The 25,481-nt window shown below is 73.0% G+C and carries 11 protein-coding genes and 29 pseudogenes; 26 read left to right on the forward strand and 14 right to left on the reverse strand.

Translation table 11 applies throughout. The features are described from left to right. Window positions 1–2,165 precede the first annotated feature (2,165 nt). The 18 genes and pseudogenes from FF86_RS61975 to glgP all read left to right on the forward strand — a co-directional run. A pseudogene (locus FF86_RS61975) lies at window positions 2,166–2,439 on the forward strand (beta-mannanase); the annotation flags it as partial. 1 nt (window position 2,440) lies between these two features. Then, window positions 2,441–2,495 (forward strand): annotated as a pseudogene (locus tag FF86_RS42375) (hypothetical protein); the annotation flags it as partial. 1 nt (window position 2,496) lies between these two features. Beyond that, window positions 2,497–2,676, forward strand: a pseudogene (locus FF86_RS42380) (glycosyl hydrolase); the annotation flags it as partial. 621 nt (window positions 2,677–3,297) lie between these two features. Continuing rightward, window positions 3,298–3,769 (forward strand): annotated as a pseudogene (locus FF86_RS42385) (HpcH/HpaI aldolase/citrate lyase family protein); the annotation flags it as partial. A gap of 1 nt (window position 3,770) precedes the next feature. After that, window positions 3,771–4,212, forward strand: a pseudogene (locus FF86_RS42390) (HpcH/HpaI aldolase/citrate lyase family protein); the annotation flags it as partial. A 1-nt stretch (window position 4,213) separates the two neighbouring features. Next, a pseudogene (locus tag FF86_RS42395) lies at window positions 4,214–4,413 on the forward strand (HpcH/HpaI aldolase/citrate lyase family protein); the annotation flags it as partial. Then, on the forward strand, window positions 4,410–5,172 hold a 763-nt coding region (locus tag FF86_RS42400), incomplete at its 3' end, for a phosphoribosyltransferase domain-containing protein (protein ID WP_242418324.1). The pseudogene FF86_RS42395 and the gene FF86_RS42400, both read left to right, overlap by 4 nt. Window position 5,173: 1 nt before the next feature. Then, window positions 5,174–5,831, forward strand: a pseudogene (locus FF86_RS42405) (TRSP domain-containing protein); the annotation flags it as partial. Beyond that, window positions 5,828–6,459, forward strand: a 632-nt coding sequence (locus tag FF86_RS42410) for a cysteine protease StiP domain-containing protein (protein WP_255355724.1), incomplete at its 3' end; no start/stop codon positions are given. The pseudogene FF86_RS42405 and the gene FF86_RS42410, both read left to right, overlap by 4 nt. A 1-nt stretch (window position 6,460) precedes the next feature. Continuing rightward, a pseudogene (locus tag FF86_RS42415) lies at window positions 6,461–6,689 on the forward strand (cysteine protease StiP domain-containing protein); the annotation flags it as partial. Window positions 6,690–6,746: 57 nt separating this feature from the next. Beyond that, a pseudogene (locus FF86_RS42420) lies at window positions 6,747–7,055 on the forward strand (RNA-binding protein); the annotation flags it as partial. 1 nt (window position 7,056) lies between these two features. Next, a pseudogene (locus tag FF86_RS42425) lies at window positions 7,057–7,941 on the forward strand (hypothetical protein); the annotation flags it as partial. 78 nt (window positions 7,942–8,019) lie between these two features. Continuing rightward, window positions 8,020–9,690: acetate--CoA ligase (acs, locus tag FF86_RS07140; protein ID WP_242418325.1), on the forward strand; the 1,671-nt coding region annotated here is incomplete at its 3' end. Window position 9,691: 1 nt separating this feature from the next. Continuing rightward, a pseudogene (locus FF86_RS42430) lies at window positions 9,692–10,029 on the forward strand (acetyl-coenzyme A synthetase); the annotation flags it as partial. A 143-nt stretch (window positions 10,030–10,172) separates the two neighbouring features. Further along, window positions 10,173–10,483: DUF3417 domain-containing protein (locus FF86_RS42435; RefSeq protein ID WP_242418326.1), on the forward strand; the 311-nt coding region annotated here is incomplete at its 3' end. A 1-nt stretch (window position 10,484) separates the two neighbouring features. Beyond that, window positions 10,485–10,585, forward strand: a pseudogene (locus FF86_RS42440) (hypothetical protein); the annotation flags it as partial. Between the two features lies 1 nt (window position 10,586). Continuing rightward, window positions 10,587–10,835 (forward strand): annotated as a pseudogene (locus FF86_RS42445) (hypothetical protein); the annotation flags it as partial. A gap of 1 nt (window position 10,836) precedes the next feature. Further along, a pseudogene (gene glgP / locus FF86_RS07145) lies at window positions 10,837–12,731 on the forward strand (alpha-glucan family phosphorylase); the annotation flags it as partial. A 104-nt stretch (window positions 12,732–12,835) separates the two neighbouring features. On the opposite strand, the pseudogene FF86_RS42450 reads toward glgP, so the two are convergent. From FF86_RS42450 to FF86_RS42475, 6 pseudogenes are all read right to left on the reverse strand, one after another. Then, window positions 12,836–13,666, reverse strand: a pseudogene (locus tag FF86_RS42450) (glycogen debranching enzyme GlgX); the annotation flags it as partial. Window position 13,667: 1 nt separating this feature from the next. Continuing rightward, window positions 13,668–14,150 (reverse strand): annotated as a pseudogene (locus tag FF86_RS42455) (glycogen debranching enzyme GlgX); the annotation flags it as partial. Window position 14,151: 1 nt separating this feature from the next. Beyond that, window positions 14,152–14,226: pseudogene (locus FF86_RS42460) on the reverse strand (hypothetical protein); the annotation flags it as partial. Window position 14,227: 1 nt separating this feature from the next. After that, window positions 14,228–14,308 (reverse strand): annotated as a pseudogene (locus FF86_RS42465) (hypothetical protein); the annotation flags it as partial. Window position 14,309: 1 nt separating this feature from the next. Beyond that, window positions 14,310–14,937 (reverse strand): annotated as a pseudogene (locus FF86_RS42470) (glycogen debranching enzyme GlgX); the annotation flags it as partial. A gap of 1 nt (window position 14,938) precedes the next feature. After that, a pseudogene (locus FF86_RS42475) lies at window positions 14,939–15,124 on the reverse strand (hypothetical protein); the annotation flags it as partial. Window positions 15,125–15,449: 325 nt separating this feature from the next. Between FF86_RS42475 and FF86_RS42480 the strand changes: the two are divergent. The 3 genes and pseudogenes from FF86_RS42480 to FF86_RS42490 form a co-directional block, all read left to right on the forward strand. Continuing rightward, window positions 15,450–15,804, forward strand: a 355-nt coding sequence (locus FF86_RS42480; RefSeq protein WP_242418327.1) for an enoyl-CoA hydratase/isomerase family protein, incomplete at its 3' end; no start/stop codon positions are given. A 1-nt stretch (window position 15,805) separates the two neighbouring features. Continuing rightward, window positions 15,806–16,113 (forward strand): annotated as a pseudogene (locus tag FF86_RS42485) (enoyl-CoA hydratase-related protein); the annotation flags it as partial. A gap of 1 nt (window position 16,114) precedes the next feature. Next, window positions 16,115–16,226, forward strand: a pseudogene (locus tag FF86_RS42490) (enoyl-CoA hydratase/isomerase family protein); the annotation flags it as partial. A 5-nt stretch (window positions 16,227–16,231) separates the two neighbouring features. Here the strand turns inward: FF86_RS42490 and FF86_RS07160 are convergent. The 3 genes and pseudogenes from FF86_RS07160 to FF86_RS42500 all read right to left on the reverse strand — a co-directional run. Continuing rightward, entirely contained in the window at window positions 16,232–17,305 is a 1,074-nt protein-coding gene (locus FF86_RS07160; protein ID WP_044886670.1) for an endonuclease/exonuclease/phosphatase family protein, read from the reverse strand. Window positions 17,306–17,470: 165 nt separating this feature from the next. Next, a pseudogene (locus tag FF86_RS42495) lies at window positions 17,471–18,146 on the reverse strand (transcriptional regulator); the annotation flags it as partial. A gap of 1 nt (window position 18,147) precedes the next feature. Beyond that, window positions 18,148–18,847: pseudogene (locus FF86_RS42500) on the reverse strand (transcriptional regulator); the annotation flags it as partial. Window positions 18,848–19,392: 545 nt separating this feature from the next. Between FF86_RS42500 and FF86_RS07170 the strand changes: the two are divergent. From FF86_RS07170 to FF86_RS42515, 5 genes and pseudogenes are all read left to right on the forward strand, one after another. After that, the gene (locus FF86_RS07170) at window positions 19,393–20,178 is read left to right on the forward strand and encodes an electron transfer flavoprotein subunit beta/FixA family protein (RefSeq protein ID WP_044886668.1); all 786 of its coding nucleotides are present in this window, start codon (window positions 19,393–19,395) and stop codon (window positions 20,176–20,178) included. Between the two features lie 12 nt (window positions 20,179–20,190). Further along, window positions 20,191–20,460: pseudogene (locus FF86_RS42505) on the forward strand (electron transfer flavoprotein subunit alpha/FixB family protein); the annotation flags it as partial. 1 nt (window position 20,461) lies between these two features. Next, window positions 20,462–21,153 (forward strand): annotated as a pseudogene (locus tag FF86_RS07175) (electron transfer flavoprotein subunit alpha/FixB family protein); the annotation flags it as partial. 301 nt (window positions 21,154–21,454) lie between these two features. After that, a partial coding sequence (locus tag FF86_RS42510; RefSeq protein ID WP_396229801.1) for an ROK family protein occupies window positions 21,455–21,803 on the forward strand: 349 nt, incomplete at its 3' end. A 1-nt stretch (window position 21,804) separates the two neighbouring features. Further along, a pseudogene (locus tag FF86_RS42515) lies at window positions 21,805–22,369 on the forward strand (ROK family protein); the annotation flags it as partial. Window positions 22,370–22,481: 112 nt separating this feature from the next. On the opposite strand, the gene FF86_RS42520 reads toward FF86_RS42515, so the two are convergent. The 5 genes and pseudogenes from FF86_RS42520 to FF86_RS35560 all read right to left on the reverse strand — a co-directional run. Next, window positions 22,482–22,756: SDR family oxidoreductase (locus tag FF86_RS42520; RefSeq protein ID WP_242418328.1), on the reverse strand; the 275-nt coding region annotated here is incomplete at its 5' end. 1 nt (window position 22,757) lies between these two features. Then, a pseudogene (locus FF86_RS07185) lies at window positions 22,758–23,288 on the reverse strand (SDR family NAD(P)-dependent oxidoreductase); the annotation flags it as partial. After that, on the reverse strand, window positions 23,285–23,615 hold a 331-nt coding region (locus FF86_RS42525; RefSeq protein WP_242418329.1), incomplete at its 5' end, for a creatininase family protein. The pseudogene FF86_RS07185 and the gene FF86_RS42525, both read right to left, overlap by 4 nt. Before the next feature lie 14 nt (window positions 23,616–23,629). Continuing rightward, window positions 23,630–24,637: pseudogene (locus FF86_RS64005) on the reverse strand (creatininase family protein); the annotation flags it as partial. A gap of 573 nt (window positions 24,638–25,210) precedes the next feature. Further along, a partial coding sequence (locus FF86_RS35560; RefSeq protein WP_206778909.1) for a hypothetical protein occupies window positions 25,211–25,481 on the reverse strand: 271 nt, incomplete at its 5' end.

The raw sequence follows: 25,481 nt of genomic DNA on the forward strand, positions 1-25,481 counted from the left end.
TCCCGGCGCGGGGCAGCCGGTCGTCCCCGACGGTCCCGGCGGGTCGGACGGCCGCGGTGCCCCCGGTGCCCCGGCGATGCCCGGTGCCCCGGCGATGCCCGGTGCTCCGGCGATGCCCGGGGCCCCGGCCGGTTCCGGGGCCTCGGCGGGCGCGGCGGGCGGTCCGGTAGTGACCGGACCGGTGCCGCTCGGGTCGGATGTCGGTGCGCTGATTCAGCCGACGGTTACCTACACGGTGAGCCGATCCGGTTGGCGGCGGCGGACCATGCGGGTTCAGGTGCGCACCTCCGGCCCGGTCGGCGAGCTGATCCTGTTCGCGCGGCCGGGCGCCGCGCCGCCGCGGGTGGCCGCCGAGGCCCACGAGCTGTCCCGCCTGGCCGCCGTCGATCAGGCCGTCACCCGCACCATCGACGTCACGCTGGATGGGGCGCAGTTGCCGTGGGGCGTCCGGCTGTTGCCGGCGCTGGTGGCCCCCACCGGCTGGACCGTCACGCATCCCGCCGACGAGGATCTGGTCGTCCGCTGAACGGCCGTTCCGCCCCGGTCAGATCACGTTTCTCCGTGCTGTGATTTGGGTAAGTGTTGTCTTCTGGCGGCGGCCGTGCGGAGATGTCACACCAGATCTGCAATGATGGCACTACCACGGAAAGTATTCGTCCTAGTGCTGTTCCTTGCAGGCGGTGTGCCCCTTACGATTGGGTCCATCACGCGTAGTTCCAGTACCGGCCAGGTGGGTGTTCGCCACCCGGTCGGAGCATCTGTCGAACCGTCCTGACCCCGAGGTCGGAGACGGTCGGCGTCACGGACGGGCCGCAGTGGCAGCCCGGTCGACGCGCCCGCCGCGGTTTCGTCGAACTCTGATGGCGCGCTGAGTGGCCGCGCAGGCGGCAACTCGGAGGGGACGCCCCATCAACNGTCGTGATCCGACCATGCTCCGTTGTCGGTGCGCGGCGCGCTCGGCGGGTGCGTCTCACGCCAACTCCGAAAGGCAGCGCGCGAGCATGGTCTCGACCTCTCGTCGCCGACCGTCCCCTCCGGTCGGCCGTTCGGTCTCCCCGCCCACTCGACCTCGTGGCGCGCCCGGCCGCCGCGGCCCCGGCCGCCGCCGGGCCCGCCGGCCGGTCCGTACCAGTGCCCGGCTGGGCCTGGTGTCGGTGTTCGTCCTCGGTCTGNTGGGGGCGGTCACCCCGCTGGCGCAGGCCGCGGGCGAGACGCCGAGTCCGCAGCCGTCCCCGACGCTGCCGAGCGCGGTGTCGCCGAGCGCCAGCCCGACGGCCTCGACCGAGCCCGCCGGCACCGTCCAGCCCGGGGTCCCGATCTCCACGATGACCCCGCAGGCCCGCAGCCGCATCACGCTGGTCCTGTTCGACGAGGACATCGTGCTCGTCGGCGGGCGTGACTTCGCCGCCGGAGACGACGTCACCGTCGCCGCCGAGACCACCAGCCTGGGCGGCAGCGCGCTGACCAAGGCGGACGCCGACGGCCGCTTCATCCTGGGCTTCCGGGTCCCGGCGGACTTCAAGGGCACGGTCAACGTCAAGGCGAGCCAGGGTGGCGCCACCGCCGCCGACGCCCTCGACGTGACCGGCCCCGAGGCGGCGGCGAAGGAGTTCAAGGAGGCGCCGGCCCTGCCCGACGTCCCCGTGCAGCGCTCCGACACCACCACCGCGACGGGCACCACCACCGCGACGGGCACCACCACTGCGACGGGCACCACGGGCACCGCCGCCTCGGCGAGCCCCGGCACCGCGTCGCCGAGTCCGGACGCCGCGGGATCGCCGACNCCGAGCGCCGCGCCGCAGCCGTCGCCCACTGCCGACGTGACCGCGTCGCCCAGCCCGACCGCGAGCCCGTTCGCCGCCGTGGGCAAGGGTGGCCGCCGGCAGTTCGGCGCCGCCTCGCCGTCGGCCTCGGCCGCCTCGCCGTCGGCCGCCGGGCTGCCGACGGTCCCGCCGGCAAGCCCGACCCCCACGACCGGCGCGGCCGCCCCGGCTGCCGGCGGCGCGCCGGAGATCGACGCCGGTGGGACCAAGTCGGGCCTGCCCTGGCTGTCCGGGTTCCAGTCGCACCAGCTCGCGCAGCTCACGGAGTTCGGCAACTGGCGCGGGCGGCCCAACGACCTCGTCCACGTCTACACCGACCGCACCTCNGGCTGGGGCGGGCTTGTGGAGCCGACCTGGCCGGTCGACCTGTTCAAGGGGTTCGCCGGCAAGCTGCTGATCAGCGAGCCGACCTACCCCAAGGGGCAGGGCGACAACGGAGCCTGCGCCCGCGGTGAGTACGACGGCCAGTGGAAGAAGCTGGGCAGCTTCCTGGTCCAGCACGGCCGGGGCGACTCCATCGTCCGGATCGGCTGGGAGTTCAACGGCACGTTCATGTACTGGCACACCGACGCCGACCCGGCGACGTTCCGCACCTGCTTCCAGAAGATCTCGGCGGNCATCAAGTCCACCGACCCGCAGGTGAAGATCGACTGGACGTTCAACGCGCACAACNCCCCGGTGCCCACCGGTAACAGCCCGTGGGGCGCCTACCCCGGCGACGAGTACGTTGACTACGTCGGCATCGACGCCTACGACCACTTCCCGCCGTCGAAGGACGACGCGACGTGGAACAAGCAGTGCGAGGACGTCAACGGCCTGTGCTACGTGATCCGGTTCGCCCGGGAGCACGGCANGAAGGTCGGGGTCGGCGAATGGGGCGTGGCCTCCTGCAGCGGTGACGGTGGCGGCGACAACCCGTTCTACATCCAGAAGATGTTCGAGACGTTCAAGGCGGCTGGCGACGTGATGGGCTACGACGCCTACTTCAGCGATCCCACCCCCGGCAACGTCTGCTCGACGATCACGAACGGCGGCCAGAACCCGAAGTCCGCCGCCGAGTACAAGAAGCTGTTCGGCACCGGAGCAAGCTGACCGGACGCAGGGCGCGCCAACGGCAGATCGTCGGGCCGGGACGGAGGGATCCGTCCCGGCCCGACCCGTTGAGGGTTGCTCAGCCGCAGGTCGGCTGCTTGCTGATGACCCCAGGGTGACCGCCGAATGTCGGCTGACTGACGGTTGTCGTTGTCTGTTGTCAGACGCCCCCGGGCAGGTACCGTCACCCGAAAGGCGACGTTTGACGATCTTGCCAGTCCGGCCGGCGCACACCGAACCGGGGACCTTGGTCGAGCGACGCCGCCGCCTTTCACGAGGGGAACGTCGCTTGCGCCACTTCGCCTTCCTCGACAACGAGACGATCAAGATCCTGTTCCACCGTCCGCCGGAGGAGATCGCCGTCGATGGGGACCGCCGGCTNCTGGCCACCGCGCTCGGCGCGACGCTGTACGCGCCGGGCACCAGGCCCCACCTGGCGTTCGACGTGCGCCGGCAGAGCGCGGCCGGGGTGAACTCGATGGTGCTCTGCCTCGAGGACTCGATCGCCGACACCGAGGTGGCCGACGCCGAGGCCAACGTCGTCGCGGCGCTGCGCTCGCTCGCCGACGACCCGCCGCGCTCCGGCGACGGGCTGCCCCTGCTGTTCGTCCGGGTGCGCGCCGTCGGGCAGATCCCGGACCTGATCGCGCGGCTCGGTCCGGGCGGGGCCCGCTGCCTCGCCGGGTTCGTCCTGCCCAAGTTCGCCGAGGAGGGCGGCGAGGCGGGGTTGGAGGCGGTGCTGCGGGCCTCCGACATCGTCGGCCGGCCGCTGTGGGCGATGCCGGTGCTGGAAAGCCCACCGGTGATCAATCGGGAGACCCGGGTCGAGGCGCTCACGGCCGTGCGGCGACTGGNCGACAAACACGCCGAGCAGGTTCTCGCGATCCGGCTCGGCGCCACCGACCTGTGCGGGCTGTTCGGGCTGCGCCGGGACCGGGACCTGACGATCTACGACATCGCCGTGGTCCGCGACTGCATCGCCGACATCGTGAACATCTGCGCCCGCGGCGGCGATCACATCGTCACCGGCCCGGTGTGGGAGTACTTCGCCCAGCCGGAGCGCCTGTTCGTCAGCTCGCTGCGGGTGACTCCGTTCGAGCAGGCCGACCGGGTCGACGGCAGCCAGGAGGCGATCCGGATGCGCAGCGCGCTGGTCTCGGCCGACCTCGACCGGCTGATCCGGGAGGTCGTCCTGGACAGGGCCAACGGTCTGATCGGCAAGACCGTGATCCATCCCAGCCACGTCCCGGCCGTGCACGCGCTGCACGTCGTCAGCCAGGAGGAGTTCACCGATGCCNAGACGATCCTCGCCGGGGACTCCGGCGGGGTCCGCCCGAGCAGCTACGCGAACAAGATGAACGAGCTGCGCCCGCACCGGGCCTGGGCCGAGGCGGTGCTACGCCGGGCCAGGGCGTTCGGGGTCCTGCGCGAGGGGGACACCTTCGTCGAGGTGCTGGCGGCGACCCGCGGCCACAGCGGCGTGGGGACCGCCCGATGACCACGACGACGCCGGTGCCGGCGGACCCGGGCTGGCTGTGGGCGGAGCTGGGACTCGCCGTCGAGGTCAGCGCGGACGTGCGCGGCGGGGGCCTGGACGCGCTGGTCGGGCTGGCCCTGCGGCGCAACCCGCGCCGCGCCCACCTGCTGGTCAGCCGGGTGCTCGGCAAGCACCTGCCGGTCGCGCCGGGTGCGGGCCTGGCCGCCGGCGCGGACCTCGCGGCGCTGGTACGGGCTCTGCCCGACTTCCCCGCCGACGGCGCGGCCGCCGCCGCGGCCCGCCACGACGGTGGCGTGCGGACGGGGCCGCTCGTCATCGGCTACTGCGAGACGGCGACGGCGCTTGGCCACGCCGTCGCCGACGGCCTGGCGGGTAGCCATTACCTGCACACCACCCGGCGGGGCCTGTCCGGAGTGCCGCCGGTGCTGGAGTTCACCGAGTCGCACTCGCACGCCTCCCACCACTGGCTGGTCCCCGAGGACCCGGCGATCCTGCGCGGCGGCGAGCCGATCGTGCTCGTCGACGACGAGCTGTCCACCGGCCGGACCGCCCTCGGCACGATCCGCATCCTGCACGCCCACGCCCCTCGCGGGCGCTACGTGGTGGCGACCCTCGTCGACGCCCGGCCGGCCGCGGCGCGCACGGCGTTCGCCGAGCTCGCCACCGAGCTCGGCGTCCGGATCGAGGTCGTCGCCCTGATCGCGGCCACCGTCACGGTGCCGCCCGAGATCGCCGACCGGGCGGCGAGCATCCGCGCCCNCCTCGCCGGGGCCGCGCCGCCTACCCAGGTGTCGCCGCCCGCCCAGGTGTCGCCGCCCGTCCAGGTGTCGCCGTCCGTCCAGGTTTCCGCGCCCGCCCGGGTCTCCGCGTCCGTCCAGGCCGGCCATCCGGTTCGGTGGCTGGCCGCGGACTGGCCGGCGGACCTGCCCGAAGGCGGCCGGTACGGCTGGTCGCCGGCTCATCGGCGCCGGCTCGACGACGCCCTGGCACCGGTCGCCGCCGCCGTGCGCGCGGCGCTGACCCGGCCGGACGGCCGCACACTCGTCCTTGGGACGGAGGAACTGATGTACACCCCGATGCGGATCGCGGACACGCTGGCCGCCGCCGGCTTCGGCGAGGTCCGTTACCAGTCGACGACCCGCTCGCCGGTCCATCCGGTCGACGTCGAGGGCTACGCCATCCGGGCGGCGCTCACGTTCCCGGCGCCGGACGACCCGAGCCGGGTCAGCCACGTCTACAACGTCCGTCCCGGCGTCTACGACGACATCGTCCTGATCGTCGACTCCGGCGCGGACGCCGCCTCGCCCGCGCCGGTCGCCGACCCGGCGGGCCTCGTCGCCGAGCTGCGCCGCTGCGCCCCGGTCGCCGTGCTCACCCTGCCCGCCTACCGCCCGGCCCGGCCGGAGCAGGCCCGATGAGCGCCACCGGTTCCGGGCCGGCGACGCCGGTGGCCGGGCGGCCGGGCGACCCCGCGCTCGCGGGGACGATCGGCTCGGGCTCGTACGACCCGGCGGACGTCACCTTCCTGCTCACCGATCTGAGCGCCGTCGACCTCGAACGGCCCACCGAGGACCGCGAGGAGGCGATGCAGGCCGGCCGGCACTACTCCGAGGACCTGCCCGTCGAGTACCAGCCCGACGCCGGTTACCTCCGCCTCTACCATCAGGCACTGGAACGTTCGGCCCGGCGGGTGGCGCTGGCCACGGGGCTGGTCGCCGAACTCGTCCGGGTCACGAAGCCCGAGCCGGTCCTGGTCTCGATCGCCCGGGCCGGAACGCCGGTCGGGATCCTGATGCGCCGCTGGTACGGCTGGCGGCACGGCCTGGACACCCCGCACCACGCCATCTCCGTGATCAAGGATCGCGGGGTGGACATGAACGCCGTGCGCTACCTGACCGACCGGTTCGACCGCGAGGCGATCCAGTTCGTCGACGGCTGGACGGGCAAGGGTGTGATGACGCGGGTGCTCAGCGAGGCGGTCGCGGGTCTCGGCCTCGACGACACCCTCGCCGTGCTCGCCGATCCGGCGCGGTGCGTGCCGCTGTANGGCACCCGCGACGACTTCCTCATCCCGAGCGCCTGCCTGAACTCCACGGTCAGCGGGCTGGTCAGCCGGACCGTCCTCAACGCCGAGCACATCGGCCCGAACGACTTCCACGGCGCGAAGTACTACGGCGAGCTCGCGCCGCACGACCTGTCCCGGCACTTCATCGACACGGTCGTCGCGCAGTTCGACGCGGTCGCGGACGAGGTCGCCGAGACCTGGCCGCGGCTGTNGGCGGGCGACCGGCGGCCGACCTGGGCCGGCTGGGCGGCGGTGGAGCGCATCGCCNCCGCCTACGACATCCCGGATGTGATCATGGTGAAGCCCGGGGTCGGCGAGACCACCCGGGTGCTGCTGCGCCGGGTGCCGTGGCGCATCCTCGTCGCCCCGGACCGCGTCGACGAGCTGCCCCACGTCCTGGCGCTGGCCGCCGACCGCGGCGTCGAGGTCGAGGAGATGGCCGACCTGCCGTTCTCGTGCGTGGGGCTGGTGCGTCCGGTCGGCGCGGCGCCGGTGTTCCACACCCCGAACGCGCGCTGGCGCCCGGACGTCCCGGATATCTCGGACATCCCTGATGTCCCGGGCCCCTCGGACGCCTNGTGACGGCGGGAGGCGGCCACCTGGTGGCCCTCGACCTGGACAAGACACTGATCTTCTCCCGGCGCTCGCTGCTGCCGCCAGCCGGCACCGTCGAGCCCGCGCTGGTCGAGCCCGCGCTGGTCGAGCCCGCGCTGGTCGAGGTCGAGCTGGTCGAGGTCGAGCGGCTCGACGGCGCCCCGCTGTCCTTCGCGACGGCGCGGGAGCTCGCACTGCTGGCCGAGCTGCATCGCCGCGCCGTCGTCGTTCCCGTCACCACCCGCACGCTCGCCCAGTACCGCCGCGTCGACCTGGGCATCCGGCCGCGGTACGCGATCGCGGCCAACGGCGGGCACCTGCTCGTCGATGGAGCACCCGACCCGGCGTGGGCGGCCGGGATCGCGGCGCAGCTGGCCGCCGCCGGCGCGCCGCTGGCCGAGATGCTGGCGCTCGCCGAACGGTTCGCCGCCGGCGGCTGGGCCCGGACGGTCCGCGCCGCCGACGACCTGTTCGTCTATCTCGTCGCCCACGACCGGCCCGCCATCCCGGACCTGACCGGCGTCACCGCGGCGGCACGGGCGGCCGGCTGGTCGGTGTCGGTACAGGGCCGCAAGGTGTACCTGGTGCCGACGGTGCTGACCAAGCAGCGGGCCGTCGACGAGGTGGTCCGCCGGGCCGGGACGGCGACGCTGCTGGCCGCTGGCGACTCGGTCCTGGACATCCCGATGCTGCTGGCCGCCGACGCCGCCGTCCGGCCTGCCCACGGTGAGCTGCACGAACTCGGCTGGTCGGCGCCGAACGTCGCCGTCACCGCCGACGCGGGGGCGGTCGCGGGCGAACAGGTGCTGGCGGCGCTGCTGGACCGGGTGCGCGCCGACCGGCCCGATCCGACTCCCGCCGTCCCGTGATGAGCCTGGGCGGCGGCCGGTCTTCGTGGTAGACCGGGGACGGTGTCCAAGCGCACACCGTTTCGTCCAGGAGGAACCGTGACCGATCCGGGCGTGAGCGCCACGACCGACCCGAGCGCCACGAACGATCTGGAGGCCACGCTGGAGGGCCTGCTGTCGGTGGAGAGCTTCGATCCACCGGCGGGGTTCACCCGACGCCGGCCCGTGGACGCCGACCGGGCCGCCGCCGCGGCGGACCCGCAGGCGTTCTGGGCCGCCGCGGCCCGCGAGCTGCTCACCTGGGACAAGCCGTTCACCCAGGTGCTCGACGACACGAACCCGCCCTTCTACACGTGGTTCGCCGACGGCGAGCTGAACCTGTCGGCCAACTGCCTGGACCGCCACGTCGAGGCCGGCCGGGGCGAGCGGGTCGCGTTCCACTGGCGCGGCGAGGAGGGCGAGCACCGCGACGTCACCTACGCCGACCTGCTCGCCGAGACCCAGCGGCTGGCGAACGGTCTGCTGTCCCTCGGCGTCCGGGCCGGGGACGTCGTCGGCATCTTCCTCCCGATGATCCCCGAGGTGGCCGCCGCGATGCTGGCCTGCGCCCGGATCGGCGCAGTCCACAACGTGGTCTTCGGCGGCTTCGCACCGTCAGCGGTCCGGGAGCGGATGGAGGTCTCCGACGCCAAGGTGCTCATCACCGTCGACGGGGCGCGGCGCAAGGGGCGCCGGTCGCCGGTGAAGGCCGCCGTCGACGTCGAGCTCGGCGATCTGCCCGCGCTGGAGCACATCGTGGTGGTCCGCGGCCCGGGGGAGAACGCCGCCGAGGTGCCGATGACCGCCGGCCGCGACGTCTGGTACGACGAGCTGCTCGCCGCCGCCGACCCGGTGTGCCCGGCGGTGGCGCTCCCGGCGGAGCATCCGTTGTTCATCCTGTACAGCTCCGGCTCGACGGCGAAGCCGAAGGGCATCCTGCACACCACCGCGGGCTACCTGCTCGGGGCGACCTACACCCTGCGGACGGTCTTCGACCTCGACCCGGAGACCGACGTCTACTGGTGCTCCGCCGACGTCGGCTGGATCACCGGCCACTCCTACATCGTGTACGGACCACTGTCCAACGGCGTCACCAGCGTGATGTTCGAGGGCGCCCCGGACTATCCGGACCACGACATCTGGTGGCGGATCATCGAGGAGTACAGGGTCACCGTCTTCTACACGGCACCGACGGCGATTCGCACCTGCATCAAGTGGGGCGCGCAGTACCCCGCCCGCCACGACCTGTCCTCGCTGCGGGTGCTCGGCACGGTCGGCGAGCCGATCAACCCGAAGGCGTGGCTGTGGTACCACCTGGTGATCGGGGGTGGCCGCTGCCCGATCGTCGACACCTGGTGGCAGACCGAGACCGGGTCGGTGCTCATCTCGCCCCTGGCGGGGGTTACCCCGACCAAGCCGGGATCGGCGACGAGGCCGCTGCCCGGGATCAGCCCGGCGCTGCTGGACGAGGACGGCCGGCCCGTCACCGAGGGCACCGGAATTCTGGTGATCACCCAGCCGTGGCCGTCGATGCTGCGCACCCTGTACAAGGACGACAAGCGCTTCGTCGAGACGTACTTCTCCCGCTTCGGCCCGAGGACGTACGTGGTCGGGGACGCGGCCCGGCTCGATGCCGACGGCTATTTCTGGATCATCGGCCGGATCGACGACGTCATCAACGTCTCCGGGCACCGCCTGTCCACCGCCGAGGTCGAGTCGGCGATCGTCGCCNACGAGGCCGTGGCCGAGGCCGCCGTCGTCGCGCAGGCCGACGAGCAGACCGGCCAGGCGATCGTCGCGTTCGTGACGCTGGCGGGCGAGCGGGTCGGCGACTCCGCCGTCGAGGCCGAGCTGCGTGAGCACGTCGCCCGGCGCATCGGCAAGCTGGCCAGGCCGCGGCGGATCGTCTGGGCCGACGACCTGCCGAAGACCCGGTCCGGCAAGATCATGCGCCGGTTGCTGCGGGACGTCGCCGAGGGGCGGGAGCTCGGCGACGTCACGACCCTGCGGGACCCCGCGGTCATGTCCGCCCTCGCCGCGAAGGTGGCCGCCGGGCCCGACGACGAGTAGCAAGACCGGTCGGTCTCAGGAGTGCAATTCCGGAGGATTCCGACTGGTCGTTCGGCCGGGCGGCGAGTTGTTCGGAGAACGTAACCCGCCGGTCGAACCCGGGTGCGCCCACGTCACCGGCACTCCTCTAAGCTCACGTCTTCGTGAGAGCCCTACGACGGTTCACCGTCCGTGCGCAGCTCCCCGAGCAGCTTGCTCCACTGGGGGAACTTGTCCTGAATCTTCGCTGGTCCTGGCACCCCGAGACGCTGGACCTGTTCGAGTCGGTCGATCCCGAGCTTTGGCGGGCCACCAAGGGTGACCCGGTACGTCTGCTCGGCGAGGTCGATCACGATCGGCTCGTCGCGCTCGCCGCGGACCGCCGCTTCGTGCGCCGGCTCACCGACATCGCGGACGATCTCCAGGACTACCTTTCCGCCGACCTGTGGTACCAGCGGCAGCAGCTGCCGGGCGCNCCGGCGGCGATCGCGTACTTCTCGCCGGAGTTCGGCATCACCGAGGTGCTGCCGCAGTACTCCGGCGGCCTGGGCATCCTCGCCGGCGACCACCTCAAGACNGCCAGCGACCTCGGCGTGCCGATCATCGGCGTGGGGCTGCTCTACCGGGCGGGCTACTTCGTCCAGTCCCTGTCGCGCGACGGCTGGCAGCAGGAGCGCTACCCGGGCATCGACCCGCACGGGCTGCCGCTGACCCAGCTCACCGACGCCGCCGGCGTGCCGGTGAAGGTGGCCGTCGGGCTGCCCGAGGGCCGCACCCTGCACGCGCAGATCTGGAAGGCGCAGGTCGGGCGGGTTCCGCTGCTGCTGNTCGACTCGGACGTCGAGGACAACCAGCCGGCCGAGCGGGGGGTGACCGACCGGCTCTACGGCGGCGGCACCGACCACCGACTGCTGCAGGAGATGCTGCTGGGCATCGGCGGTGTCCGGGCGCTGCGCGCCTACGCGGCCGTCACCGGCACGCCGACGCCGGAGGTCTACCACACCAACGAGGGCCACGCCGGCTTCCTCGGCCTGGAGCGGATCCGCGAGCTCGTCGAGACCGGGCTCAGCTTCGACGAGGCGCTGGAGGCCGCCCGCGCCGGCACGCTGTTCACCACGCACACCCCGGTGCCCGCCGGCATCGACCGCTTCCCCCGCGACCTCGTCGCCCGCCACTTCGGCGGGGACAACTCCTGGCCCGGCGTGCCGGTCGAACGGGTCCTGGAGCTGGGGGTCGAGTCCGACCCGAACGTGTTCAACATGGCGCACATGGGCCTGCGCCTCGCCCAGCGCTCGAACGGCGTCAGCAAGCTGCACGGCATCGTCAGCCGGGAGATGTTCGCGGGCCTGTGGTCCGGGTTCGACTCGGCCGAGGTGCCGATCGGCTCGGTGACCAACGGCGTGCACGCCCCGACCTGGGTGTCGCGGGCCGTCATCGAGCTGGCCGACCGCCAGCCCGGCCCCGGGCTGCTCGCCGACGACGCGGCCGGCTTCGCCAAGATCTCCGCCCTGCCCGACGAGGTCATCTGGGCCACCCGCCGCCAGTTGCGGGAGCGGCTCGTCGGCGAGGTCCGCCGCCGGGTGCGCGCCTCCTGGCTGGAGCGCGGCGCCGCCCCCGGCGAGCTCGACTGGGTCGAGTCCGTCTTCGACCCCGACGTGCTGACCATCGGCTTCGCCCGCCGGGTGCCGTCCTACAAGCGGCTCACGCTGATGCTGCGTGACTCCGACCGGCTGCGCCGGCTGCTGCTGCACCCGCAGCGGCCGATCCAGATGGTCATCGCCGGCAAGGCCCACCCCGCCGACGACGGCGGCAAGCAGCTCGTCCAGCAGATCGTCCAGTTCGCCGACGACCCGGCCGTGCGCGCGCGGATCGTGTTCCTGCCCGACTACGACATCGGCATGGCGCGGTTCCTGTACTCCGGTTCGGACGTCTGGCTGAACAACCCGCTGCGCCCGCTGGAGGCGTGCGGCACGTCCGGGATGAAGGCGGCGCTCAACGGCTGCCTCAACCTGTCCATCCGGGACGGCTGGTGGGACGAGATGTTCGACGGCCAGAACGGCTGGGCGATCCCGACCGCCGACGGCGTCGAGGACCCCGACCGGCGCGACGACATCGAGTCCGCAGCCCTGTACGACCTGCTGGAGAACACCGTCGCCCCGCGGTTCTACGACCGCGACGCCGGCGACGGCGCGCCGCGGCGCTGGACGGCGATGGTCAAGCACACCCTGTCCAGCCTCGGCCCCCAGGTGCTGGCCAGCCGGATGGTGCAGGAGTACGTCGAGCGGTACTACGTGCCGGCCGGCGTCTCCGCCCGGACCGTCGCCGCCGACGGCCTGGCTGGTGCCCGCGACCTCGCCGCCTGGAAGAGCCGGGTCCGCGCCGCCTGGCCGGGGGTGCGGGTGCTCAACGTCGACTCCGCCGGACTCGGCGACACCCCCCAGGTGGGCCAGTCGTTGGTGGTGCGGGCCACGATCGACCTCGGCGGGCTCGCCCCCGACGACGTCGACGTCCTCGCCTCCTACGGCCGGATCGACCAGACCGACCGGATCCTCGCCCCGGAGGTGCTGTCGTTGCAGCTCGCCGGCGAGGGCGAGGGCGGGCCTCGTTACGAGGGCACGATCCCGCTGGGCCGCACCGGCCCGTTCGGCTACACCGTGCGGGTGCTGCCCCGCCACCGCCTCACCGCGAGCGTCGCCGAGCTGGGTCTCGTCGCCAACCCGTAGCTCGCCGACTCGTCACCCGCCCGTCGCCCGTCGCCCGTCGCCCGGCCGCCGGCCTCCGGCCGCCGGCTCGGNGGGCGCCAACCCTGATGGCCCCGGCTGGCTGATCAGGCCGGAGGATGCGCCCGCAGCAGCAGGACGCTGCGGGCGCGGACGGGCACGACGGCGCCGGGCAGCAGGGTCCGGCGAGGGTCGGCCAGGGTCGCCGGGAAACCCGCGAGATCCTCGTCTGCGGTGTCGAGCAGCAGGTCGTAGCGCTGCGCCCACGGCGCCGCGGGCAGGGTGATGGTGGTGTCCGCGCCATCGGGGTGGATCACGCCCAGCACGCCCGGCGCGCACCCACCATCGCGCCCTGCCTCCTCGGTGGCGTCCGAGGTGGCGCTCGAGGGGGCGCCCGCCCGTGCGCTCGAGGGGGCACCCGCGGCGATGTGGGCGACCAGCGTGACGACCTTCGGCGCGTTCCAGTCCGCCGTGGACATCACCTGCCCGTCGGCGCGGAACCAGGTGATGTCCGCGAGCCGGCCGGGGCCTGACTCGCCGCCGTGGAAGAACACCTCGCGGCGTAGCGCCGGCTCGAGGCGACGCAGCGAGATCAGGCCGCTGACCAGGCGTAGCAGCGCCGGGTCCGGCCCGGCGGGGTCGCGCCCACCGGCCCCGGCACCGGCTGCGGCACCGGCTCCGGCCCTGGGCCTGGGTTCGGAGCCCGGCCAGGCCAGCCAGGACACGGGGTTGTCCTGACAGTAGGCGTTGTTGTTGCCGCCCTGAGACCGGCCGAACTCGTCGCCGGCCAGCAGCATCGGCACCCCGGCCGACAACAGCAGCGTGGCCAGCAGTCCGCGGCGCACCCGGCGGCGGGTGGACAGGATCGTCGGGTCGTCGGTCGGGCCCTCCGCACCGTAGTTCGACGAGCGGTTGTCCGACTCCCCGTCCCGGTTGCCNTCGCCGTTGGCCTCGTTGTGCTTCTCCGCGTAGGAGACCAGGTCGGCCAGGGGGAAGCCGTCGTGGGCGGTGACGAAGTTCACCGACGCCCACGGCCGCCGCCCACCGTGCTCGAACAGGTCGGACGAGCCCGTCACCCGGTAGCCGAGGTCGGCGACCCCGCTGGTCCGCCCGTTCCACACGTCCCGCACCGTGTCGCGGTAGCGTCCGTTCCACTCCGCCCACGGCGCCGGAAACGAGCCGACCTGGTAGCCGCCCCAGCCGACGTCCCACGGTTCGGCGATCAGCTTCACCGACGACAGCAGCGGGTCGGCGTGGATCGCCGTCAGCAGGCCGGCGGTGGGATCGAAGGCGTCGGGGTTGCGGGCGAGCGCGGTGGCCAGGTCGAAGCGGAAGCCGTCGACGCCCATCTCGCTCACCCAGTAGCGCAGGGAGTCGCAGATCAGCTTCACCACGTGCGGCGACGTCATGTTCAGGGTGTTGNCGCAGCCGGTCACGTCGCGGTAGCGCCGCGGGTCCGTGGGTTCCACCCGGTAGTAGGTCGCGTTGTCCAGGCCGCNCAGGGACAGCGTCGGGCCGCGTTCGCTGCCCTCGGCGCTGTGGTTGTAGACGACGTCGAGGATCACCTCGATGCCGGCGGCNTGCAGCGTCGCCACCATCGTCTGGAACTCGCCGATCGGGTCGCCGGTCGCCGCGTACGCGGCGTGCGGGGCGAAGAACCCCAGGGTGTTGTAACCCCAGTAGTTGATTCTCGAACGTTCGAGCAGTGCCGGCTCGGAGACCGAGGCCTGCACCGGCAGCAGCTCGAGTGCGGTGACGCCCACCCGGTGCAGGTGGTCGACCACGGCGGGGTGGGCCAGCCCCGCGTAGGTGCCGCGCAGCCGGGCCGGCAGGCCCGGATGAAGGCGGGTGAAGCCACGCACGTGCGCCTCGTACAGCACGGTCTGCGACCACGGGATCCCGGGTCTGTTGTCCGCCGGATGCCGCCCCCGGCCCCGGCGCCGAGTGCCGTCCCGGCGCGCGGGGCCGGCGACGACGCAGCGGGGCACGAAGGGGGCGGAGTCCCGTGCGTCCGGCTCGTAGCCGTAGGGATCGCCGCCACCGAATCCGTAGATCGCCGGATCCGGCCGCAGCGCCCCGGTCAGCAGCCGGGCGTACGGGTCGACCAGCAGCTTCGCCGGGTTGTAGCGCTGGCCCCGGCCCGGGTCGTAAGGGCCGTGCGCGCGCAGGCCGTAGCGTTGCCCCGGTCCGACGCCGGGCAGGTAGCCGTNCCACACCTCGCCGTCGCGCTCCGGCAGGCGGTGGCGGGACTCCCGGTCGGCGTCGTCGAACAGGCAGAACTCGACCGCCTCGGCGCCGGGGGCGGCGACGGCGATGTTGACCCCGGCGCCGTCCCAGATCACCCCGAGCGGGCTGGGTCGGCCCGGGCGCGGGTCGCCGCTCGAGCGGGGTGACACGTGGGATGCGCGGGTGCTGCCGCCTGCGTCGGACACCTCGGTGACGTTAACGGACGCCCCCGCCCCCGGTGGGCCGATCGGGCGCCTCCGTCCCACCCCGCCCCCGCCGCCGCGATCGCAGGAAGATCAGCGTCGGTCGGCCTATCGTGACCTCCGACCACCCACCGATCCGCGCGATCCGACCCGGGCGGCCGACGCGACCCACCCCTGGAGCGACCGACGCCCAGGCCGGGTGGCGAGCGGCCCTGGCCCGCGAACGCCGCGGCCGGCCGGGTGTCGCCATGCCCCGCCTGCCCGGGCGCGGGCCAGAGCGGGAGGACCCTGGATGAGCGTCGTGCGGCTCGAGGTCGACGGTGGGATCGGCACCATCCGGCTGGATCGGCCGCCGATGAACGCGCTGGACTCCGGCGTCGCCGCCGATCTGCGGGCGGCCGCCGTCGAGGCGACCCGCAACCCGGCGATCCGGGCGGTGGTCATCTACGGGGGCGAGAAGGTCTTCGCCGCCGGCGCGGACATCAAGCAGATGGCGCCGATGGGGTACGCGGAGGCGTCGGCCTGGGTCGGCGACCTCAACTCCACCTTCGAGGTGGTCGCCCGCATCCCGAAGCCGGTGGTCGCGGCGGTCACCGGCTACGCCCTCGGCGGCGGGCTGGAGCTCGCGCTGTGCGCCGACGTGCGGGNGTTCGCCGACAACGCGAAGGTCGGTCAGCCGGAGATCCTCCTCGGGGTGATCCCGGGGGCCGGTGGGACGCAGCGCCTGCCGCGGCTGATCGGCCCGGGGCGGGCCAAGGACCTCATCTTCAGCGGCCGGCAGGTGCGTGCCGACGAGGCCGCCGAGATCGGGCTGGCCGACGTCATCGTTCCCGCGGCCGAGGTCTACGACCGGGCCCGGGAGATCGCCGGGCGGTACACGGCCGGCCCCGCGATGGCGCTGGCGGCGGCGAAGCAGGCCGTCGACGACGGTTCGGAGCTCGCCCTCGCCGAGGCCCNGCGCCTGGAGGCCGCCCTGTTCGCCGGCCTGTTCGCCACCGAGGACCGCCGGATCGGCATGGAGTCCTTCCTCGCCCACGGCCCCGGCAAGGCCGAGTTCATCGGCCGCTGATTCCGCTACCGCATCGCCAGGTCGGCGATGACGGGGAAGTGATCACTGCCGAAGTCGTGGCCGACCTGGAAGCCGGTGACCGCGAAGGCGGGCGAGGCCAGCACGTGGTCGATGCGCAGCACCGGCGGCAGCAGCACCGAGCGGGCGCTCCACGTCGGCTCCCATCCGCCGCCGACGACGTCGTGCGCGTCGCGGACCCCGGCGCTGACGAGCCTGCGCAGCGGCCGGTGGTCGCGGGTGGCGTTGAAGTCGCCGGCCATGACCACCGGCAGGGTGGCGTGCTGGGCCTCGTGGCGCAGCGCGGTGAGCTGGGTGCGCCACCGGTCGGTGTACGAGCCGGACGTCGGCGAGATGGTGTGCACCGCGTACATCACGAAGCGGCGGTTCTCGTCGACCTCGACGGTGGCCCGCAGCGACATCGACCCGCCGATGACCGGGGCGGCGGCGTCGCGCAGCGGGAAGCGGGAGTAGATCGCCGCGCCGAACGCGCCGTCGGTCGGGTGCACCTCCCGGTAGGGGAAGCCGGCCAGGGCGCCGGAGGCGTTCACCCGGGCCAGCGTCAGCGGCGAGAGCTCGACGAGGATGAGTACGTCGGGGTTGGCCGAGCGGATCTGCGCGCCGAGCCGGTCGGCGTGGGCGTTGTGGTACAGCAGGTTCGCCGACATGATCCGCAACCTGGCCGACCCCTGAGGCGCATTCTCGGCGCCGCCCGGGAGCACCTCGGGCACCGACCAGAACAGGTGGACGGCGACCAGCACGACCGACAGGATCAGCAGAAGGTTGCGGCGCAGGGCGAAGGCCACGGCGAGCGTGGCGTAGGCCGGCAGGTAGAGCAGCGGGGTGACGGCGTTGATCGCCGAGTAGGGCCAGTCGAGGCCGTCGTCGAGGTGCACCAGCCGGCCGAGGGCGAGCAGGGCGAGGCCCGCGGCGACCACCCAGGCGATCACCGTGATGACGGTGCCGACCGAGACGGCCGGGCGGGCCCTGGGCTCTGGGGCGGCGACCGGGATGTCGCCCGGTCCGGTGTCGGTCTTGGCGTCCGGCGCCGTGCGGCCGGACTCCTGCGCGGATGTCACCATCCCAGAGTGCCCGGCGCGCCGGGGCATCCGAGCGGTGGGTGACCCGCGTGACCTGGCGGGGACCCCCGCGCGGCCCGGCGGGAGCGCCGGGCCGCCACGAGGCAGACCTCGGGAGTGCGTCACGTGGGGGAGGGATCACACCGAGTGGCCGCCTCCGTCGGGAGGTCAGGCGGCGGAGGCGGACTGGAGCAGTGGGCGGGCCTGTTCGCGCCACTCCCGCACCGCGACGGTCGGGTGCTTGCTGAGGGCCCCGTCCAGCTCGGCCAGTTTCCGCGCGATCCGTTGCGAGGAGACCTGCCCGGCGACGGAGACGGCCCGGTAGCCCGCCTCCAGGGCGCCTTCCAGCTCCGCTACCGGCCCGCTCAGGTACGCGAGTGCCAGGTCGGCCTCGGCGTAGCTGCGGGTGCGTGCGCGGGCCGCGCCCTGCAACGCGCGCGCCTCGACCAGCCTGTCCACCGCCTCGCGCGGCCGCTCCAGCAGCCGCAGGCAGTGACCGCGGCACTCGGCGGCGTCGCCGGCGTTGTAATGGCCGGCCCAGGACGGCCCGGCCCCGTCGTCGCGGGCGATCGCCTCGTCCATCTTGTCCAGGGCGCGCCGGCATCCGGCCTCGTCGCCGTTGCGCGCCAGCGCCCAGGCGTTCTTGTCGTACAGCATGGCGCGCACCGCGCTGGTGGAGTGCGTCAGCGACCGGCGCAGCGCGGCCCGGGCCAGCGCCAGGCTCTGGCGCGGATGGCCGAGCTGGGCGGCCTGGTCGCTCATGCCGGACAGGATCCGTCCGGCGAGCATGGCGTCGTCGGCATGCTCGGCGAGACTGAGGGCCTGGATGTAGTAGCGCTGGGCGNGCGCCTCGCGCCTGCTGTCCTGGGCGAGCCAGCCGCAGAACTGGGTCAGCTCCGCCAGGGCGCTGAACAGGTCCGGGTTGGGGCGGTTGTCGCGGGCGGCCCGGGTCTGGTCGTGCAGGAAGCTGACCGCCTGGGCGCGGATCTCGCTGCCGCCGAACTTGGCGTCGAGCGTGCGGAAGGTCTCGGTCACGTCGCGGATCAGCGCGCCGCCGCCCGCGGCCGGTGGCGGCGCGCCGACGATCCGGTCGACGACGCCGGTGAGGCTGGAGAGCACCGGCTCGGCGAAGGCGGACGCGATGAAGGCGGTTCCGTCCTGGAGAAGATCACGTCGCCGCATGTCTCTCCCCGATAGTCCGGCGAGGGTGCGCAGGGTCTCGACAGGTGCGTTCGCTCCGCTCAGCCCCAGGTCGTCGTGGCGGTAGGACTCCCCGCGCCAGCCGAGGTCGGCTGGCAGGACGGGGTAGCCCAGCGCGGCCGACATCTCGGCGGCCGCCAGCTCGGCGACCATCGGGTCGCGCGGGCGCATGCCCCGTCGCCAGTGACCGACCGTCGTCCTTGCCAGGCCCAGCTCGATCTGGCGCTGCTGGCGGGCGCGGGCGTTCACCTGACAGGCGAACCTGGTGTCCGATACCCCGGCCTCGCGCAGCAGACGCGCGAAGGGGGAGGTGGGTGCGGGATTTTCCGGCGGCGTATTCGACATCTGTCCCCCGTCGAAGTTAGGTCGGCCTAAGTTGGCGGCGGCCCGACCGCGCACACCGCCTGAGGCAGAAAGTAGTGGAACGGTCACTGTCAAGGGAAGAGGGTGTGCATAACCCGGCCGCAATGCACGCACGGCCGGGACCGATGCCTCTGGTGTCCTGTCGGCGGGCGGGGATGGCTTCGCGACAAGGCCACGGAGCGTGGATGTCCAGTCATCTGCTCATCCATGTGCATGGAACTTATGCACGTGCATGATGGGGTGGATTGGACAAATGCCCCGCAAAGCGATGTCGGCGGGGGAGACCTTGTCCTGCTCTGGGGGGAACTGGCCGGGCGTGATGCGCCCACCGCGGGGTATGGCTGCAGCGGGGCGCACGGACTAGTCTTGGTGACGGCGTGTAGTCGATCCCCGTCCCGAGCCGGCTGTCCAGGTCAGGGGCACAGTGCGGTCCGCGTCACGCCGCCGATCATCGGGCGTGTGAGCGCCCCAGATGCGACGATGTCAAGAGCACTGACATCGGATGTTGGCTACGGAGGCCCCAAGGCGTGAACATCGTCGTTACCGTCAAGCAGGTTCCCGATACCTGGGCGGAGAAGAAGCTCGACGCCGCGGACAAGACTGTCGACCGCAAGAGCGTCGACAACGTCATGAACGAGATGGACGAGTACGGGGTCGAAGAGGCCCTGAAGATCAAGGAAGCGCACGGGGGTGAGGTCACCGTCGTCACGATGGGGCCCGCCAAGGCGGTCGAGACGATCCGCAAGGCCCTGTCGATGGGCGCGGACAAGGCCGTTCACCTCACGGACGACTCGCTGCACGGGTCGGACGCGCTGGCGACCTCCGCGGCGCTCGCAAAGGTGATCTCGACGCTGTCCCCGGACATCGTCATCACCTCCTCCGAGGCCTCGGACGCCCGTGGCGGCGTCATCGGTGCCCTGCTGGCGGAGCGCCTCGGGCTACCCCAGCTCACCCAGGCCCGCAAGGTCACGGTGGACCCGGGCGCGAGCAAGGTGACGATCGAGCGGCTCGCCGACAACGGCTACGCCCTCGTCGAGGCGAGCCTGCCGGTGGTCGTCGGTGTCGTCGAGAAGATCAACCAGCCGCGTTACCCCTCGTTCAAGGGCATCATGGCGGCCAAGAAGAAGCCGCTGACGACGCTGTCCGCCGCTGACGCCGGGCTCGACGGCGCCGCGGTCGGCCTCGCGGGCGCCGCTTCGGCGGTCGTCACGTCGCAGCCCGCCCCGCCGCGTTCGAGCGGGACGATCGTCAAGGACGAGGGCGACGGCGGAACGAAGGTCGCGGAGTTCCTCGCCGCGCAGAAGCTCATCTGAGGGGTTTGTTCGATGGCTGAAGTTCTCGTACTCGTCGAGCACGCCGACGGTGAACCCAAGAAGGTCACCGCCGAGCTGCTGACGCTCGCCCGCACGCTCGGTGAGCCGTCCGCGGTCTTCCTCGGTGCCCCGGGCACCTACGCGAAGGCCAAGGAGTACCTCGCCCAGTACGGCGCCGCCAAGGTGTACGTCGCGGAGTCGGACGACATCGCGAGCTACGTCGGCGGACCGGCGGCGGAGGTGCTGGCCAAGCTGGTTGGCGAGGCGTCACCGGCGGCCGTGNTGGTCGCGGCCACCGCGGACTCCCGAGAGGTCGCGGCCCGGGTCGCGGCCAAGACCGAGTCCGGCCTGATCTGGGACGCCACCGCGCTGTCCGCGGACCTGGTCGCCACCCAGGGGATCTTCGGTGGTTCGACGATCGTGACCTCGAAGGTCACCAAGGGCGTCGCCGTGGTCGTCGTCCGGCCGAACTCCACGGCCCCCGAGGCCGCGCCGTCGACGCCGGCCGAGCAGACCGTGGATGTCGCGATCTCCGACGCCGCCAAGGGCGCGAAGATCGTCGACCGGGTGGTCGAGGCCAAGTCCGGCCGGCCGGACCTCACCGAGGCCCAGGTCGTCGTCTCCGGCGGCCGCGGTCTCGGCGCCGCCGAGCACTTCGCGCTGGTGGAGAAGCTGGCCGACACCCTCGGTGCGGCCGTCGGCGCTTCGCGTGCCGCGACCGACGCCGGCTGGTACCCGCACCAGAACCAGGTCGGCCAGACCGGCAAGACGGTGTCGCCGCAGCTCTACATCGCGGTCGGCATCTCCGGTGCCATCCAGCACCGGGCCGGGATGCAGACGTCCAAGACGATCGTCGCCGTCAACAAGGACCCCGAGGCGCCGATCTTCGAGTTCGCGGACTACGGGCTGGTCGGCGACCTTTTCAACGTCGTCCCGCAGCTCACCGAGGCGATCGAGAAGCGCAAGGCTGGCTGATCGGTTCCCCTGGACCGGCACGGCCGGGCCTCCACCCGTCCCCGACGAGGCTGGAGCCCGGCCGTTGTTGTCTCCGTATCCTGTCCGGATGTCGTCGCAGTCACAGTCGTCGCTGTCGTCGCAGTCGCTGTCGTCGCAGGCACAGGGCGCATTCCGGGTCGAACCATCCGCGACGGCGGCCGGGCTCGGGGCGCCGGGCCGCGCCGGCGGGCCCGCGCTCGCCGTCGACATCGGCGGCACCAAGATCGCGGCCGCGATCGTCGACGCGGACGGCACGATCGTCGCGACCGCCCGCCGACCCATGCCCGTGCCCGTTTACGTGCACCGGCCGGCCGAGGATCACCCGGGCGGGTGTACGCCCGGCCGCGGCGCGGGCGGGTCCGCCGAGGAGGTCTTCGGTGCGCTGCGGGACTGCATCGGCGCGGTGCTGGCGGCCGCAGAGGTCACGGCGGACGCGGTCGCCGGGGTCGGCTGCGGGTGCGCGGGCCCGATGCAATGGCCGGCGGGTGAGGTGTCGCCGCTGAACATCCCGTCCTGGCAGGCGTTCCCGCTGCGCCCCCGACTGCGCGAGCTGTTCCCCGGGCGGCCCGTGCTGGTCCACAACGACGGCGTCGCGCTCGTCGCCGGCGAGCACTGGGCCGGGGCGGGGCNGGGCGTGCGCAACCTGCTCGCGGTGACCGTCTCGACCGGCGTCGGCGGTGGGTTGGTGCTGGGTGACCGGCTGTTCCACGGCACCTCCGGCAACGCGGGCCATATCGGTCACGTCCCGGTGGACGTGGACGGACCGGACTGCCCGTGCGGCGGTCGCGGCTGCGTCGAGGCCCTCGCGTCCGGTCCGCGCACGGTGCACCGGGCGCGGGCGGCCGGGTGGACTCCCGCCGACGGCCAGCCGGCCGACGGCCACACCCTCGCCGCCGCGGCCGCGGCCGGTGACGAGATCGCCCGCCGGGAGCTTGCCCGGGCCGGGACTGCCGTCGGCGCGGGGCTCGCCGCCAGTGCCAGCCTGCTCGACCTCGAGGCGGCCGTCGTGGCCGGCGGATTCGCGCAGTCCGGCCCGATCTTCTGGGATGCCCTGCTCGCCGGCTTCGAGCGCCATGCCGGTCTGGCCTTCGTCCGGCGGATGCGCATCGGGCGCAGCGACGATCCGGCCCGTGTCGCGCTGCGGGGAGCCGCCGCCTTCGTCCTGGCGCCGGAACGCTACGGCTGGCCCGACTGACAGCCGTCTCGCCGCACCCCCGTCGCGCCGCTGCCCCCGTCGCGCTGTGCCCTCGTTGCGCTGTGCCCTCGTCATGGGGCGCCCCCGTCAGGCGGGGTGCCGGGCTGGGCGCTCAGCCGGTGAACCCGCCGTCCGCGGCCAGCACGGAACCGGTCATCCCGCTCGCCGCGGGTGAGCACAGGAAGGCCACCGCGGCGGCGACCTCCTCGGGTTGCAGCAGTCGGCGCAGGTAGGCATGGCTGGCGAACTCTCCCGGGTCGGGCAGGTCGTAGATCTTCGCCGACTCGGCCAGCATCGTGGTGTCCATCGAGCCGGGGCAGACGACGTTCGCCGTCACCGCCGTCCCGGCGAGGTCCGCGGCAAGGCTGCGCACGAGCCCGACGACGCNGTGTTTGCCGGCGGAGTAGGCGGCCAGGCGGGCCAGCGGCCGCGTTCCCGCCGCGGAGGCGATCGCGACGAACCGGCCGGCGGGCGCCTCGAGCAACGCCGGGACCGCCGCCCGGATGACGTGGAACACACCCGTGAGGTTCACGGCGAGCAGCGTCTGCCAGGAGTCGTCGTCGGTCTGCCAGATCGGGGGCCCGCCGGCGATGATGCCGGCGGCGGCGACGGCGGTGTCGAGCCGGCCGTAGCGCTCCCGGGCGACGGCGACGGCCGCGTCGACGTCGGCCTGCCGGCGGACGTCCACCCGGACCGCCACCGCGTCGCGGCAGCGGGCGGCGACGGCGTCGAGTTCTCGCCCGGTCGCGTAAGGGTAGCCCGCCGTCGGCGGCTCCGGCACCGCCAGATCGGCAAGGACGAGGCGGTATCCGGCCGCGTCGAGCGTTTCGGCGACCGCAGCCCCGAGACCGCGCGCCGCCCCGGTGATCAGCGCGACGGGGGCCGGCGACGAGGCCGGGCCGCCGCTGCCGCGCGTCACGCGGACCGATCCACGGTTCGCGCCGCGGGGGGTGTGAGGCCCTGGCGCCGCGTCCAGCCCAGCAGCCGTTCGACGGCGTCGTCGACGTAGGCGTCGAGCAGGCGGGCGCCCTCGGCCGCCGACGCGCCCCCCGGGTCGCCCAGCACCCCGGAGGGGCTGAGCGCGGCGACGCCGTGGGCGAGGAGGTCGTCGAGCGACGGGCTGGGCCCGGCCACGGCCAGGTCCAGCCGGACCAGGTCGGGGGCCAGATGTAACAGCAGCGAGGTCTCCGAGCGACCGGCGTGCAGGTCGCGGTTCGCCGCCGGCACGCCGACGGCCGCGGCCAGGNCCGCCGTCGGGGNCCACAGGTGCACCGGGCGACCCTCGTCGGCCAGGATCCGCCGGGCCGAGCAGAGGGCTGCGGTGTTCCCACCATGACCGTTGACCAGTACGACGGCGCGAGCCGTGTCGTCGACCGAGCGGACGAGCTCGACGACCACCCGCTCGAGCACCTGCGTGCCCAGCGAGACCGTGCCGGGGAACCCGGCGTGCTCGCCACTGGCTCCGTACGGCAACGCCGCCCCGACGAGCAGGGGCTCCAACCGCTGCGCGAGACCGTGGGCGACGGCGGACGCGACCCGGGTGTCGGTGTCGAGCGGGAGGTGCGGTCCATGCTGCTCGGTGCTGCCCAGTGGCAGCACCAGCAGCGGGCGGTCGTCTCCGAGCTCCCGCCAGGTGGCTCGGCCGAGCATCGACACCTCGTCACTCCTCTCCCGGACAACCGTGCTGGTCTCTTCGGACAACCGTGCTGGTCTCCCGGCCGCCCGTGCGGTGCCGGGCCGGCGCAGGCGCCCGGCAGGGGTTCCGTTGCGCGCGACGACCACGCTTCCGCCTCTCTGCGCGGACTGGCGCCGGCGGCATCCGGTCGGGACGCGGCCCTGCGCCGTCCCGCCGCGCTCCGGGCCGGGACTCGGCTGGACGCGCCGGCTGTCGCGGGGAGAATCCGGCCTGGCGGCCGTAGTGCCCGGCCTGCGACGCCGACGAGTGCGGCTCGGCCGGGCCTGGCCGACGCCGGAATCCGGGGCGATCGCGGCATGGCACCCGCGTCGGATCCATCCCAGCATGTCGGGGGACCCACGGTCGACCGGTGCGCCCGAGGTCGGCCTCGGGGTGCGACCGATCCACCGTCCGAGAGCCCGTCGTCCTCGTCCGGCGCTCGGTCGACCCGTCGGAGGCGAGGCCTGCGGCCTTATGGAACAGCCGCGGGTCGGCAGACCCGTACGCCGGCGGCTTCCCCGTTCACCCCCGGACGGGGTGCCGATCAGCCTCGGTCCGCGAAGGAAGGTTTGGGTGGCGTGGGTACCGGGCATCAACCCGGCAGAGCGCACCGAGGGCTTGGGCGGGCGGGCCGGGAACCGGGTCGAGGAGTCGGACGTTGACCTGGGCAGACGGCAACGGACTGTGGTTCGACGCCAGTCGGTGGGTGTCCAGCAGGGTCGGAACCACCCGAACGTCCCGGCCGTCGGACCGGGACGAGGGCTAACGCACCGTCCGTCGGCGGTGCCAGAAAGTTATGCCCTCGGGGTCGCCCACGGCGCCCCTCCTCGTGTATAGTTCTCCTTCGTCGCCCACCGAGCTCCGCAAAGAGCTCGATGTCGCGCAGGACCACATCTCCTCCGAGGGGGCACAGACCCCCCGAGGAAACGGGCCGCGGACGGTGCGATACGGTGTGAAAGTGGCAATCGCCGGCAGGTCGGTGCGAAAACATCGAAAGCCGGAGCGATTTGACACAATCCAGCCAAAGCTCGTAACCTAGAAACATCGCAGGAGCCAATCACCGTAGGGCGGATTGTCTCAGGCGCGCATGAAAGCAAAACCTGTTCGAAACGGTTCATCTCGCACAAAACGAAGCGATTTGACACCGAACGAAGAGGCCGAGTAAGTTAAAAAAGCACCAACGCGAACCCCGCAAGGGTAAGTGAGAAAAAGCAAGACCTGTTCGAAAAAGGTTCATCTCGCACAAAACAGAGCGATTTGACACCGAACGAAGAGGCGAGTAACTTAAAGAAGCACCAGAACGAAGCCCGCAAGGGCAAAGAGCTGGTAGCGCCTGCTCCTTGAGAACTCAACAGCGTGCCGATTGTCAGTGCCAATTGTTTTACCCCGTTCATGGCCTGGCTGGTTGTTCTTCGCGCATCGTTCTGGTGTGTGGGG

Source organism: Frankia sp. CpI1-P (assembly GCF_001421075.1).
GTDB classification, from domain to species: domain Bacteria; phylum Actinomycetota; class Actinomycetes; order Frankiales; family Frankiaceae; genus Frankia; species Frankia torreyi.

What these genes read in the sequence shown, in the direction of transcription:
- FF86_RS07160 (WP_044886670.1), bottom strand. Translation starts at nt 17,305, where the DNA reads ATGGTGACATCCGCGCAGGAGTCCGGCCGCACGGCGCCGGACGCCAAG.